Source organism: Pseudomonas sp. Irchel s3h17 (genome assembly GCF_900187505.1).
GTDB lineage: Bacteria > Pseudomonadota > Gammaproteobacteria > Pseudomonadales > Pseudomonadaceae > Aquipseudomonas.
This window is the reverse complement of record NZ_FYDL01000002.1, coordinates 290,222-304,080: the sequence shown is the minus strand read 5'-3', so window position 1 is coordinate 304,080 and position 13,859 is coordinate 290,222. Positions and strand designations below refer to the sequence as shown.

Below are 13,859 nucleotides of genomic sequence, written 5' to 3'. Positions count from 1 at the left end.
GCTTAAAGACCGGCGGCCATGGCTTTGTCGATCAGCCAGTTCACCGATGGGCCACGGTCGCTGCTGACTTCCACCGGGCGGCCGGCGAAGGTGCTGTTCAGTGGCTCATCCGGCTTGATCTGCACGCGAATGTCGGACGACAGGTCGGCGCCGTTGAGGCTGGTGCTGCTGATGATCTTGCCGGTGCGCAGGCTGTCGTCGCCGGCCACCTGGAAGTTCACGGAGGTGCCGGGGCGCACGTCGGCGAACTGGCGATAGGAGAAGCGGGCCTCGACATTGGCCTCGCTGTTACGCGGCACCAACTGGAAGATCACGTCACCCTTGCTGGCGTACTGACCGTCGGCAACCATCTGCCGGGCCACGGTGCAGTCGCAGGGCGAGGTGAGGGTGCCGGTCATTTGCTTGCCGAACAGTTCTTCAACCTTGGCCGGCTGCAGCTGGTCCTGATCCAGATGGCCCTTGAGTACGTCGAGCATGCTGGTGCTGAACGTCGCCAGTGGGGCGCCCTTGGCGGCGACGCCATCGGTCTGGATCAGGCTCTGCACCGTGCCGTCGCGGGGCATGGTCACGTTCATGCCCGGCACATTCACCAGTCCGGCCTGGGCATGACTGACGAAGTACATGCCATACACCGACTTGAGAATGAACCCGAAGGCTGCCAGGCCCACGACGAAGATCCCGGCGCTGAAGGTCACCGCGCGAAAGCGACCGAGTGCGCTCATGCCACTGCCGCCGTCCTTGAGCTTGCGCGCCTTGGTGAAGTTGTCCCGTTGCAGGGTCGCCAGCACATCACCCATGGTCACGATGTCACCGGACAGGTGCGAGGTGATCAGGTGACGCAGGGTGGAGATGTCCTGTGGTTCAAGGTTCTGGAACTGGCAGCCGGTGCGACCGCTCTGGCGATCGTACGAGCGGACCTGCAATTCGACGTCCATCGCCAGGCCGAGGTTGTCGATCAGGAACTGCAGCCGGGCCTTTTTCACTTCACCGACCTTGAACGGTATCTGCCCGGCGTTGAAGCTCAGGCCACCGGCGGACAGGTCGATCAGGCGTGTCTCCACAGGCGTACGGTCCGGGCCGAAGAAGCGCAGCCTGGCCGGGATTTTGACCCGGGCGTGCTGGCGCTGGGCTTCGGATTCATGCACTACGTTGACGTTCACGGCGGTATTCATAGGGGCGATTTCCTAGTTAATTCAGGCAAGGCGGTTCAGACCATCATCAGCAGCACGGCGACGAAAATACTGCCGGCGGAGAAGGTCATGGTCCGAGACGACCAGGTGTTGAACCAACGTTGAAAGCTGGCCAGATCACGGGTCAGGGAAGTGGGCTGGCGAGTCCAGGACTGTTGGTCGAGGCGGAAGAACACGTAGATCTTCACCAGCGCGCCGACGATCTGGTTGTAATAGAGAATGGCTGGGTAGGCCGGACCGATCCGGTGCCCCGAGCAGGACAGCAGCAGGGTCAGGATCAGGCGGGTGATACCGATCCACAGCAGGTACACCAGGATGAAGGCGGTGCCGTACTTGAAGCTGGCAATCAGCGCTACGGTCAGGCCCAGCAACGAGGTCCACATCGATACGCGCTGGTCGAACAGCACCACCGAGGTGAACAGGCCCAGGCGCTTCATCCCCAGCCCCAGGGCGCGGGAGTTCTGCCGCAGGTTGTTGCCGTACCAGCGGAACATCAGCTTGCGACTGGCCTTGATGAAGCTCTTTTCCGGAGGGTGTTCAACGGTGTTGATCGCGGCATCGGGCACGTAGAAAGTGTCGTAGCCCAGGCGCATCAGGCTGAACCAGCTCGACTTGTCGTCGCCGGTGAGGAACTTGAAACGACCCAGGCGCCAGTGTTGCAGCGAGTCGCTTTCCACGTCGGCGATGAATTCCGGGTTGGTGACTACGGTGGCACGGAACACCGACATGCGCCCGGTCATGGTCAACACGCGCTTGGACAGGGCCATCGAGCACATGTTGATGTGACGCTGGGCGAAACGCAGCTTGTGCCATTCGCTCATGATGTAGCCGCCGCGCACTTCGCAGAACTCGTTGGTGGTCAGGCCGCCGACGTTGCCGAACAGCTGGAACCACGGCACGGTCTTGCGCACCGTGCCTTCGCCGAGCACGGTGTCGCCATCGATCACGGCGACCACGGCGCGGTCATCCGGCAGGTGGCGGGAGATGGCGCGGAAACCGTAGGCCAGGCCGTCGCGCTTGCCGGTGCCGGGAATACGCACGAAGTCGAGCTTGACCCGGGCAGGCGGATTCATCCGGTTCCACAGGCTCTTGACCAGCAGTTCATCGGACATTTCGACGATGGAGCAGACCACGGTGGTCGGCAACTCGCAGTCGATCGCTTCGCGGATCACCGAGCTGTAGACCTGCGCGGTGGTCAGCGCGTCGATACGAAAACTGGTGACCATCAGGTACACGTGTGACGGGTCAGCCGTCTTGCCGAGCTTGCGCACTTTGCGCCGCAGGTGCGGGTAGACCACGTACAGGAACAGCATGCCGCGCAGAAAGTGCGTGGCACCCATCGAGTAGCGCCAGATACCCACGGCGCCAATCAGGAAAATGAAGTCCTTCGATTCGGAGTCGAACGTGGACACGGGCAACGCGAGGGCGAGCCCCATCAGCAAACATAAAAACAACAGCCAACCGGCGGCCTGAAGTAGGCCGTGTTTTAGCCTGTGCATAATCAACATCCGTCGGAGTGGAGGGGCCCCAAGCGGCAAGCCACAAGGCTCGAGTGAGGAGCTTTGAACTTGCCGCTTGCCGCTTGAAGCTTGAAGCTGCTCTTACCAACAGATGCCTTCAGTCCGGCCAATCGTGCTGGTGGCCTTGGACATGAAACCGACCAGGTCGATGACCTGTTTGCCGTCCGGCGCGGTCTCGGCCAGGGCGCGGAACTTCTCGTCGCGGTTGCCCAGGATGATCACGTCGCTGTTGTCGATCACCGAGTCGAAGTCGGCGTTGAGCAGGGACGAGACGTGGGGGATCTTCGACTCGATGTAGTCCTTGTTCGCACCGTGCACACGGGCGTACTCGACGTTGCTGTCGTAGATGCTCAGGTCATACCCCTTGCCGATCAGCATTTCCGCCAGGTCCACCAGAGGGCTTTCGCGCAGGTCGTCGGTGCCGGCCTTGAAGCTCAGGCCGAGCAGGGCGACTTTGCGTTTGTCGTGGCTCTTGACGATGTCGAAGGCGTTCTGCACCTGGGACTCGTTACTGCGCATCAGCGAGTTGAGCAGCGGTGCTTCTACGTCCAGGGTGCCGGCGCGGTAGGTCAGGGCGCGCACATCCTTGGGCAGGCAGGAGCCGCCGAAGGCAAAGCCTGGGCGCATGTAGTACTGGGACAGATTGAGGGTCTTGTCCTGGCAGACCACGTCCATCACTTCACGACCATCGACACCGACGGCCTTGGCGATGTTGCCGATCTCGTTGGCGAAGGTCACCTTGACGGCGTGCCAGACGTTGCAGGTGTACTTGATCATCTCGGCCACGGCGATGTCCTTGCGGATGATCGGTGCATCGAGTTCTTCGTACAGCGATTGCAGGACGTCACCCGAGGCCTTGTCGAATTCGCCGATGACGGTCATTGGCGGCTGGTCGTAGTCGTTGATCGCGGTGCTTTCGCGCAGGAACTCGGGGTTGACCGCCACGCCGAAGTCGACGCCGGCCTTTTTGCCGGAGCAGTCTTCGAGGATCGGGATCACTACATTGGCCACGGTGCCCGGCAACACGGTGCTGCGCACGACAATGGTGTGGCGGGTGGTCTTGTCGCGCAGGACAAAACCGATCTCGCGGCACACGGCCTCGATGTAGTTCAGTTCCAGATCGCCGTTCTTCTTGCTCGGTGTACCGACGCAGATCATCGACAGGTCGGTGTCACGAATCGCCTCGGCGAAGTTGGTCGTGCCCCGCAAGCGACCGGTCTGGATACCTTGTTCCAGAAGTTCACCCAGTCCCGGCTCAACGATCGGTGAGCGACCGGCGTTGATCATGTCGATCTTGTCCTTGGCGACATCAACGCCAACCACGTCGTGGCCTCGTGCAGACAGGCAACCGGCACATACTGCGCCGACGTAACCCAAACCAAATATGCTGATGCGCATCGCATTTACCTCTGTATATATCACGCCATTAAATGGCCGAAGTTAATAGTGTTCAGCGGTCAAAGTGCACTCGGAAGTTAGGCGAGCAGGCGCCACAATGCCGTGTGCTGGCATACTCAATGTCGAGTGTCTAAATAAGTGCACTCAAGTTGTGCGTAACTTGGCCGGATTATGTTGGCTTGCCCTGATATGCAGCCCGGCGTCCTCGGGACGTCGTGGTGCAGCAGAATGGTGGCGCTTGAATGTCGGCACAATGCCAGCAACCTCAAGCACTTTGGTGCCCGGGTGAGCACGCTGTCAGGGGCAAAGCCTTGGCCATTATGGGAGTAGTGAGGTTAGGTTCTCTCCTGCGGTTCACTGTTATCCCGATTCAGTGGCCCTGATGCGCAAGTTGTGTGTGGCAACTTGGTTATAGGGTTGGCACTGTTCGTAAGTTATCTCGTACAAGCGCTGCGAGAATCGTTACCGGTGGTATGAGCGGCGTATTTTCAGATAGTTCATGGCCGTTCATCCTGAAATCTGAAATTTCTTGAAATATTGCCAAAGATGGCACTGCCCTCATATTGATAGCACTTACCATTTCGCCCTTTATTGGCGGGGAGTTAATTGGCTGGGATAGTTTTATGCCACTACCGGTAAAAAAACACGTGCCACTAGTGAAAAAAATCACCGTTGTCGAGTGAAATTAAAGTTAGCGAACAGGTGCGCTGTGTTTTTGGCGTCATGAAAATGACGATTGGCGAGTGGTGGGGCGGGATCGGACAGGCTGCGGGCGCACGCACATCTCTCAATGTCGTGCGCCGGGAGGAGGGGTTACTCGGGGGTGTGATCGCGCAGGAAAACCAGATGGTCGGGTTTCGATTGTTCGGCGCTGTAACGGTACCCCTGTGCGTCGAATTGCTTGAGTGCTGCGGGGTCGTCGATGCGTTCCTGGATCACGAAGCGGCTCATCATACCGCGGGCTTTTTTCGCGTAGAAGCTGATGATCTTGTACTGGCCGTTCTTCAGGTCCTTGAATTCGGTGTTGATGATCCGGGCGTTCAGGGCGCTGCGTTTGACCGCCGAGAAATACTCGTTGGAGGCCAGGTTCAGCAGTACCTCGTCACCTTGTTCGGCCAGTGCTTCATTCAGCCACTCACTGATGAGCGTGCCCCAGAAGGCATACAGATCCTTGCCACGGGCGTTGGCCAGCTTGGTGCCCATCTCCAGCCGATACGGCTGCATCAGGTCCAGTGGGCGCAGCAGGCCGTAGAGGCCCGAGAGCATGCGCAGGTGCTGCTGGGCATAGTCGAAGTCGGCTTCGCTGAAGGTCTGGGCATTCATCCCGGTGTACACGTCGCCCTTGAACGCCAGCAATGCCTGCTTGGCGTTTTCCGGGGTGAAGGCCGGGGTCCAGCTGCCGAAACGGGCGGCATTGAGGCCACCGATCTTGTCGGAAACGTGCATCAGTTCGCTAATGTGCGCCGGTGTCAGCTCGCGCAGCTGCAGGATCAGTTCCTGTGAGTGGTCCAGGTATTGCGGCTGAGTGAAGCGCTGGGTGGCCGGCGGTGTTTCGTAATCGAGAGTTTTGGCGGGGGAAATCACCATCAGCATGAAGTCGTCTCCTTTAATCGTGCGGCGATTCTAGGGGGTTGTCCTGCTTGACTCCAGCTATCGAGCTCATAGGTGATCGGCGGTGGAAACAGTCTGGGGCGGGAGCCCAATGCTGTTCAGTTACGAAAGGCTTGAAGCGGGTGAGAGACCCGTGGCGAGCGAGCTTGCTCGCGCTGGTGCGCGAAGCGCACCCAACAAAGCGACTGCGGTCTTTCAGAACGAACTCGACGACAGTTTTTGGGGCTGCTCTGCAGCCCAACGCGAGCAAGCTCGCTCGCCACGGGGGATGTATTGAGCAACCCTATCCTTAACTGAACAGCATTAGGGACAGGAGCCGGTGTTTGTTGCGAGGGAGCTTGCTCCCGCCGACCGATCCGCGTTCGGGCGATGCGGTCGCCAAACAGGCGGTGGTGGAAACAGTCTGGGGCAGGAGCCCAATGCTGTTCAGTTAAGAAACGCTTGAAGCGAGTGAGAGGCTCGTGGCGAGCGAGCAAGTTCGCGCTGGGGCGTGAAGCGCCCCTAACAAAGCGACTGCGGTCTTTCAGAGCGAGCTCGACGATAGTTTTGGGGCTGCTCTGCAGCCCAGCGCGAGCAAGCTCGCTCGCCACGGGGGATGTATTGAGCAACCCTATCCTTAACTGAACAGCATTAGGGGCAGGAGCCGGTCTTTGTTGCGAGGGAGCTTGCTCCCGCCGACCGATCCGCGTTCGGGCGATGCGGTCGCCAAACAGGCGGTGGTGGAAACAGTCTGGGGCAGGAGCCCAATGCTGTTCAGTTAAGAAACGCTTGAAGCGAGTGAGAGGCCCGTGGCGAGCGAGCTTGCTCGCGCTGGGGCGTGAAACGCCCCCAACAAAGCGACTGCGGTCTTTCAGAACGAACTCTGCGATCGTTTTCGGGGCTGCTTCGCACCCCCGCGCGAGCAAGCTCCCTCGCCACAGTAGCAGCAGGGATGGCGGCCAGATCGGCTATAGTGCCGCGCGGGTTTTGTGACGGAGACATCCCTTTGCGTATCGCTTTACTGTTTATTGCCTGGCTGGTCGCTGCGGGCGCGTTTGCCGCGCCCAACGAGCCGGCCGTGCTGGATCGCAGTACCTGGCCAGAACAACTGACCAGTCCGACCCTGTTCGATGTTGCCTCGCGGGCGGAGATCCTCACATTCGCCCGGGCGCTACTGGCCAGTGAATCGCTGGACGAAGCCGCTTTAAAGCAGCGCCTGGGGCTGCGCATGATCAACCTCGACGCCATCAACACCCTGCGCGAGCGGATGTGGCAGCGCCTGCTCGTCAATTACAACTTCGCGCAGCAGAGCTGCGATCAGGATGCTTCTTTCTGCTTCCTGGTGGAGGACAGGGATACCCTGCGTGAGCAGGCCGCCAAGTTCGAGCTGGGCCCGGACTCCTATTACACCCGTTGGGCCGAACCGAGCCGGCAGTTTCATGAGCACTACCTGGACGAGCAGTTGCGCAAGGCCGCGCTGTTTCCACAGGTCGGCAGCGAAGTGGCGTTGTTTGGCGACCACGAGCGCAATGGCGATGGTCTCAACGACCGGCTCTTTGCATTGAGTTTCGACAGCGGCGCCAACCTCGCACCGGATAACACGCCATGGCTGGCCGAGTACCTGCGCAAGGCGAAGCTGAGCGGTACTTTCTTTGTGCTGGGCAGTGATATCCAGAACCGTCTGGCGCAACACTCGGTGGGCGAGTTGCAAACGCTCTATTCAACGCAGTGCATCGGCGTGCAGGGCTGGGAGTTCCGTTCCCACAGTCACTGGCAGGACTGGCAGTACTCGGTGACGCGCAGCGTCGAGCTGGTGAAGAACAAGCTGCCAGAGAACTTCGTACCGCTGTTCCGTCCGCCCACCGGCCAGCGCCGCGCCGATGCGGCCGGTTTCTTCAGGGGCCAGGGGCTGCAGGTGGCGCTTTGGGACATTGATCCTGCGGACAGCAATCGTCAGCTGGCCGGTGAGCAAAGCGCACAGCGGGTGCTGACGCTGATGCTGTTGTGGCGCCATGGGGTGATCAATTTCAACGCTAAACAGGATGGGGTCAAAACGGCGATGCCCTGGCTGTTGACGCACACGGCGCAAAGCGGGATCGGCTGGGAGGATTGTCAGGATACGTTCCGCTGAAAAAAAACGCAGGCCCTGGAAATACTGGGCTTGGGGTGATTTCAGGAGGGATTTCGAGGCAGGCGGACTTCCGACTTTAACGGTGTGCGGACGATGCGCCAAGCGCTTTTTATCGCTCTGAAAAATAAACTTCAAAAAAGCGTCAAAGTACTTTTTTCTGTCACGGGTTTTGGAGTATTACGAAGACAGACCGCCGAAACCTGCAACACAGGTGGCGTCTTCCAAGACCCGCTTGTGTGCAATTCACCTGGAGCCCCCACGGGTGAATTCGGTGGCCACTTCGAGGCGCAGCACTGTCATGGTATTGCGTCGACTGGCTCCCACAAAGGTGACCGAGTATGGATGATCACGGACGTAGCTCTTCTTCCAACCAGCCAATCCTTTATGTACTCGATACCAACGTATTGATTCACGATCCAAACGCGCTCCTGAACTTCGAAGAACACCACGTTGCCATCCCAATGACCGTCCTTGAGGAGCTGGACAAGCTCAAGAGCGGGCATCACAGCGTTGCGGCCGAATGTCGACAGGCCATTCGCCTGATCGACAAGACCCTGGGCGAGGCCTCTCCCGAAGACGTCGAGCAGGGTGTACCGATCCAGCGCGGAAAAAGCGGCCCCAAGGGTTTGCTGTCAATTCTGATGAGCAAGCGCACCGAGCCGAACATCATTCTGCCCGAGCACCTGAACGACAACATTATCATCAACCAGTTGATCGACCTGCACGCACGCGATCCGAAGTTGCCTGTGGTGTTGGTCACCAAAGACATCAACATGCGGCTCAAGGCGCGGGCCTGCGGGATTGCGGCCGAGGACTACAGCACCGACCAGTTGGTCGACGACGTATCGTTGCTGCCTAACGGCTACCACAACATGACCGGCTCGTTCTGGGACCGTGTGAGCAAGGTCGAAACCCGTCAGGACCATGGCCGCACCTGGCACCAGGTGCAGTTGATCGACAACCTGCCGGCGGTGCACATCAACGAGTTCATCATCGATGAGCAGGGGTTTGTCGGCTGGATCAAAGAAATCGAAGAAGACAAGCTGCTGATTCTGGACCTGCACCAGGAACCGCTGTTGCACCAGGAAGCCTGGGGCCTGAAGCCGCGTGATATCTACCAGAGCCTGGCGCTGTATGCCTTGCTCGACCCGGATATCCACCTGGTCAACCTGTCCGGCGCAGCCGGTTCCGGTAAAACCATCCTGGCGCTGGCCGCAGCCATCGAGCAGACCATGGTCAGCAAGCGTTACCGGCGCATCATCGCCACCCGCAGCGTGCAGGGGCTGGACCAGGAAATCGGTTTCCTGCCGGGTACCGAAGCGGAAAAAATGGAACCCTGGCTGGGCGCCATTACCGACAACCTCGAAGCCTTGCACATGGATGATGAAAGCACCCATGGCAGCGTCGACTACATCCTCAGCAAAGTGCCGTTGCAGTTCAAATCCCTCAACTACATCCGTGGTCGCAGCTTCCAGCAAAGCCTGATCCTGATCGATGAATGCCAGAACCTCACGCCGCACCAGATGAAAACCATCATCACCCGTGCCGGCGCCGGTTCCAAAGTGGTGTGCCTGGGCAACCTGGCGCAGATCGACACCCCTTACCTGTCCGCGACCAGCTCCGGGCTGACCTACCTGACTGAACGCTTCAAGGATTTCCCCAACGGTGTACACATCACCCTGCAAGGGGTGCCACGTTCGATTCTGGCCGAATACGCCGAATCGCATCTGTAACCGTCAATCAGAACCGGGCGGCCGCAAAGCCGCCCGGTTTTTTATACTCGACACCCATACCCCTGTAGGAGCGAGTTTGCTCGCGAGAAACCTGAGAGCACCGAGGTAAATCCGGTTTTACGCGTCATCGTTGACCTCCATCGCGAGCAAGCTCGCTCCTGCGGTGTAATCATGCGTGCGAAAAATTGACCCGCGGGTTTACAATCGACGCTCCTGATCAGGAGTAATCCCGTGCTGACTCATCTCGATTCCCAAGGTCGCGCCAACATGGTCGACGTCACCGAAAAAGCCGTGACGTCCCGTGAAGCCACGGCCGAAGCGCTTGTGCGTATGCTCCCTGAAACCCTGCAAATGATCGTCAGCGGCGGTCACCCCAAGGGCGATGTGTTCGCCGTGGCGCGCATTGCCGGGATTCAGGCCGCGAAGAAAACCAGCGATCTGATCCCCCTGTGTCATCCGCTGATGCTGACGGGCGTCAAGGTCGAGCTCAGTGCCGAAGGGGTCGATGCCGTGCGGATTACCGCGCGCTGCAAGCTGGCGGGGCAGACCGGGGTGGAAATGGAAGCGCTGACCGCTGCCAGTGTCGCGGCCCTGACTATCTATGACATGTGCAAGGCCGTGGACCGTGGCATGGTCATCGAAACCGTGCGCCTGCTGGAAAAGCTCGGAGGCAAGAGCGGGCATTACCAGGTGGCCGGGCAATGAAACTGACGGTGAAGTTTTTTGCCCGTTACCGCGAAGCGCTGGGCGTGGACTCGGTGAAGGTCGAAGGCGATTTCGCCACGGTCGACGATGTACGCGTGCTGTTGGCACAACGTGACGGTGCCCAGGTGCTGAGCGAACAGAACCTGATGTGTGCCCGCAATGAAGACCTGTGCCAGCTCGACGAGCCGGTGAGCGACGGTGATGAAGTGGCGTTTTTCCCTACCGTGACGGGAGGTTGAGCCATGGCGATTCGCGTGCAGCCTACGGCGTTCGACCCCGGCGCTGAAGTCAATGCGATGCATGCCGCCAATGTCGGCGTCGGCGCGGTGGTCAGTTTTGTCGGCTACGTGCGCGACTTCAATGACGGTCTCGATGTGGCCGGGATGTTCCTGGAACACTATCCGGGCATGACCGAAAAGGCGCTCGGTAAAATTGCCCTGGAAGCTGGGCAGCGCTGGCCGCTGCTCAAGCTTGAAGTGCTGCATCGCATTGGTGCGCTGGAACCGGGCGAACCGATCGTCTTCGTCGGCGCGGCCAGCGCCCACCGCGAGGCGGCATTCGAGGCCTGCGCCTTTGTCATGGACTACCTGAAAACCCGCGCGCCGTTCTGGAAGAAAGAAAACACCAGCGACGGACCACGTTGGGTGCAGGGGCGTGACAGTGATCATGCGGCGGCGGATCGCTGGAAGTAGTGCTCAGCGCTGATCGTACCCACGCCCCCGCGTGGGTACGATCACCACGATCTCCAATCCCCTCGACTCACTCACTCGACCAATGGGCGAAATACCCCTGTTCGCCTGATTGACGTAAAATACATAAAAGTCCAGTATGGAATTATAAGTACAAAAAAGGCGTTCCCTGTTTCTCATTCTTCACTCTTGCCAAACCAACAACAACTCGCGAGAAAACGAATATGAAGAAATTCCCCCTCATCAGTGGTCTGGCCCTCAGTCTGCTGGCCTCTACCAGCCTTTTCGCCACCGAGAAAACCCTGCGCCTGGGGATTGAAGCAGCGTATCCGCCGTTTGCCTCCAAGACCTCGGATGGAAAAATCACCGGTTTTGACTATGACATCGGCAATGCGCTGTGCGCGCAGATGAAGGTCAAGTGCGAGTGGGTCGAGGGTGAGTTCGATGGTTTGATTCCTTCCCTCAAAGTGAAGAAAATCGACGCCGCGCTGTCGTCCATGACCATTAACGAAGACCGCAAGAAGTCCGTGGACTTCACCCACAAGTACTACTTCACCTCCTCGCGGCTGGTGATGAAGGACGGGGCCGTGGTGGATGACCAGTATGCCAGCCTCAAAGGCAAGACCATTGGTGTGCAACGGGCGACCACGACCGACCGCTATGCCTCCGAAGTCTTCGAGCCCATGGGCGTCAAGGTGGCGCGTTACAGCAACAATGAAGAGATCTACATGGACCTGGCGGCCGGGCGTCTGGATGCCATTTTCGCCGACACCATTCCACTGAGCGACTTCCTGTCGATGCCGCGCGGCAAGGGTTACGCCTTTGTTGGCCCGGAGCTCAAGGATCCGAAGTACGTGGGCGAGGGGGCGGGGATTGCGGTGCGCAAGGGCAACACCGAGTTGGTCACCCAGCTCAACAGCGCCATTGACGCGATTCGGGCCGATGGCCAATACCAGAAGATTTCCGAGCATTACTTCAAGTCGGACATCTACGGCGAATGATGACCTGTGGCGAGGGAGCAAGCTCCCTCGCCACAATAGATGTCAGCCCTTCAATTCCTTCAAATGCTTGTACACCGTCGCCCGGCCCATGTTCAGGACATTGGCCACATAGTTTGAGGCGCTCTTGCCCTTGAAAGCGCCTTCGGCGTGCAGCGCCAGCACCAGCTCGCGTTTATGCTCGCGGGTCAGCACGTTCAGGCCCAGTTGCCGCTCCCGCAGCCAGCTATGGAGGAAGGTGTTGATCCGTTCCTGCCAGTCATCGCGAAACAGCGCATCGGGTTGCGGAATCAACTTGCTCGGCGACAGAAACAGGTCCAGCGCCGCCTTGGCGTTTTCAAGCAGTGAAATATTCAGGTTGATGCACAACACCGCCATCGGCTGGCCTTCGCTGTCGCGTAGCACGCTGCTCAGGCTGCGGATCTTCTGACCATCCCAATTGAGCTTTTCATAGGGGCCAATGTTGCGCTCGCTGACGTCACCGCTGAGCATGTCTTCCAGCGCGGCATCGCCGCCGACTTCGCGTTTGGACAGGTTGTTGGCGATGTAGTCGATTTTCTGCGTGCGCAGGTCGTGCAGCACCACCTCGGCGTGGGGGAAAAACAGCGTGGCAATGGCGTCGGCGACCGCCCGGAAGTTATCCAGGGCAGGATCTTGAAGAGGTGGGGTCATCGGTGTTGCTCCAGGCAATCAGCGCCCCTTGAGCCAGGGGCGCTGGAAGTTTGCCGCAATCGGGATCGGACGTCACCCCACGGTGGGGTCAGCCGAGGCGGGAAGGGGACAGCATCTCGGTGCTCAGGCCAAAGCGGCGCAGGTGTTCCGGCAAGGCTTCACCGCGAGCCAGCGCGGCACTGGCCTGGCCCATGGCCGGCGAGGTCTGGATGCCATAGCCCCCTTGGGCTGCTACCCAGAACAGTCCGGGCACCCGGGGGTCGAAGCCGCTGATCAGGTTGCCATCGCCGACAAAACTGCGCAGGCCAGCCCAGGTGCGGGTAGGGCGGCGAATGGTCAGGGTGGTGGCCTCTTCGATCTGGTAGATGCCCATGGCGATGTCCAGCTCTTCCGGTTGCACGTCGTGGGGTTCGACCGGGTCGGCATTGGCGGGCGAACCGAGGAACATCCCGGCGTCCGGCTTCATGTAGAAGGACTCGTCGAGGCTGACCAGCATCGGCCAATTGTGGATGTCCACACCTTCGGGACCGGCGAAGATAAACGCGGCGCGACGCTTGGGGACCAGTCCCAGGGGGGGGGCGCCGGCCATTTCACCGAGCCGGTCGGCCCAGGCGCCGGCGGCATTGATGATGATTGGTGCGCTGAAGGTCTGGTGGGCGGTGTTTACCTGCCAGAGATTGTCGGCATCCCGGGACAGCTCCAGCACTTCACTGTCGGTGTGTACTTCGCCCTGATTGCGGCGGATGCCGCGCAGGTAGCCTTGGTGCAAGGCGTCGGTGTCGATATCGGTCGCGGTCGGATCGTAGATCGCACCAAAGACTTTTTCTCGACGCAGGATCGGCAGGCGCGCACAGGCTTCGTCGGCACTGAGCAATTGCATCTGCGGCACCGTGGCCTTGGCGCTCAGGTACTGGTTGTTCAGCTCGTCCGGATCGCCGCTGAAGTCGACGGTCATCTCGCCGCGCGGGGTCAGCAGCGGGTGTTCGCAGAAGCCGGTTGGCGGTGCGTCGAAGAAGTCCCGGCTGGCCTGGGTCAGCGCCCGCACTTGCGGCGTGCCATAGGCCGCGGTGTACAACGCCGCAGAACGCCCGGTGGAGTGGTAGGCCGGATGGGATTCACGTTCCAGCACGATCACCCGAGCGTGTTGTGACAGCCAGAAACCGGTGGAAGCACCGGCGATACCACCGCCGATGATGATGAAGTCTGCCTGGGTCATGGAGTTCTCCCTACAGG

12 protein-coding genes are annotated in these 13,859 nt (G+C 59.9%); 6 read left to right on the top strand and 6 right to left on the bottom strand.

Annotated elements, in window-relative coordinates; all coding sequences use genetic code 11:
- Positions 1-2: 2 nt before the first annotated feature.
- From CKW25_RS03420 to yaaA, 4 genes are all read right to left on the bottom strand, one after another.
- Entirely contained in the window at positions 3-1,172 is a 1,170-nt protein-coding gene (locus CKW25_RS03420) for an alginate biosynthesis protein Alg44 (protein ID WP_095077683.1), read from the bottom strand.
- Between the two features lie 35 nt (positions 1,173-1,207).
- On the bottom strand, positions 1,208-2,689 hold the full coding sequence (gene alg8 / locus CKW25_RS03415) for a mannuronan synthase (protein WP_371854610.1): 1,482 nt from the start codon (positions 2,687-2,689) through the stop codon (positions 1,208-1,210).
- Between the two features lie 102 nt (positions 2,690-2,791).
- The gene (locus tag CKW25_RS03410; protein WP_095077679.1) at positions 2,792-4,108 is read right to left on the bottom strand and encodes a nucleotide sugar dehydrogenase; all 1,317 of its coding nucleotides are present in this window, start codon (positions 4,106-4,108) and stop codon (positions 2,792-2,794) included.
- 813 nt (positions 4,109-4,921) lie between these two features.
- Positions 4,922-5,701 carry a peroxide stress protein YaaA gene (gene yaaA / locus CKW25_RS03405; protein ID WP_095077677.1) on the bottom strand — a complete coding sequence of 260 codons (780 nt, stop codon included), beginning with the start codon at positions 5,699-5,701 and terminating at the stop codon, positions 4,922-4,924.
- A gap of 1,003 nt (positions 5,702-6,704) precedes the next feature.
- On the opposite strand from yaaA, the gene CKW25_RS03400 reads away from it, so the two are divergent.
- The 6 genes from CKW25_RS03400 to CKW25_RS03375 all read left to right on the top strand — a co-directional run bounded on the left by CKW25_RS03400 (position 6,705) and on the right by CKW25_RS03375 (position 11,957).
- Complete coding sequence (locus CKW25_RS03400; protein ID WP_095077675.1) at positions 6,705-7,829, top strand: polysaccharide deacetylase family protein; 1,125 nt, start codon at positions 6,705-6,707, stop codon at positions 7,827-7,829.
- A gap of 338 nt (positions 7,830-8,167) precedes the next feature.
- Positions 8,168-9,562: a PhoH family protein gene (locus CKW25_RS03395; protein WP_095077673.1), complete on the top strand. Its 1,395-nt coding sequence runs from the start codon at positions 8,168-8,170 to the stop codon at positions 9,560-9,562.
- 231 nt (positions 9,563-9,793) lie between these two features.
- Positions 9,794-10,267, top strand: a complete 474-nt coding sequence (moaC, locus tag CKW25_RS03390; RefSeq protein WP_095077671.1) for a cyclic pyranopterin monophosphate synthase MoaC — start codon at positions 9,794-9,796, stop codon at positions 10,265-10,267.
- Positions 10,264-10,506 carry a MoaD/ThiS family protein gene (locus CKW25_RS03385; protein WP_095077670.1) on the top strand — a complete coding sequence of 81 codons (243 nt, stop codon included), beginning with the start codon at positions 10,264-10,266 and terminating at the stop codon, positions 10,504-10,506. Before moaC ends, CKW25_RS03385 begins: the two co-directional genes overlap by 4 nt.
- A gap of 3 nt (positions 10,507-10,509) precedes the next feature.
- On the top strand, positions 10,510-10,959 hold the full coding sequence (gene moaE, locus CKW25_RS03380; protein WP_095077669.1) for a molybdopterin synthase catalytic subunit MoaE: 450 nt from the start codon (positions 10,510-10,512) through the stop codon (positions 10,957-10,959).
- Between the two features lie 221 nt (positions 10,960-11,180).
- Entirely contained in the window at positions 11,181-11,957 is a 777-nt protein-coding gene (locus CKW25_RS03375) for an ABC transporter substrate-binding protein (protein ID WP_095077668.1), read from the top strand.
- 42 nt (positions 11,958-11,999) lie between these two features.
- Here CKW25_RS03375 and CKW25_RS03370 read toward each other — a convergent pair whose 3' ends face one another.
- The gene (locus CKW25_RS03370) at positions 12,000-12,626 is read right to left on the bottom strand and encodes a transcriptional regulator (RefSeq protein ID WP_095077667.1); all 627 of its coding nucleotides are present in this window, start codon (positions 12,624-12,626) and stop codon (positions 12,000-12,002) included.
- 88 nt (positions 12,627-12,714) lie between these two features.
- Positions 12,715-13,842: an FAD-binding oxidoreductase gene (locus CKW25_RS03365; RefSeq protein WP_095077666.1), complete on the bottom strand. Its 1,128-nt coding sequence runs from the start codon at positions 13,840-13,842 to the stop codon at positions 12,715-12,717.
- Positions 13,843-13,859: the final 17 nt, after the last annotated feature.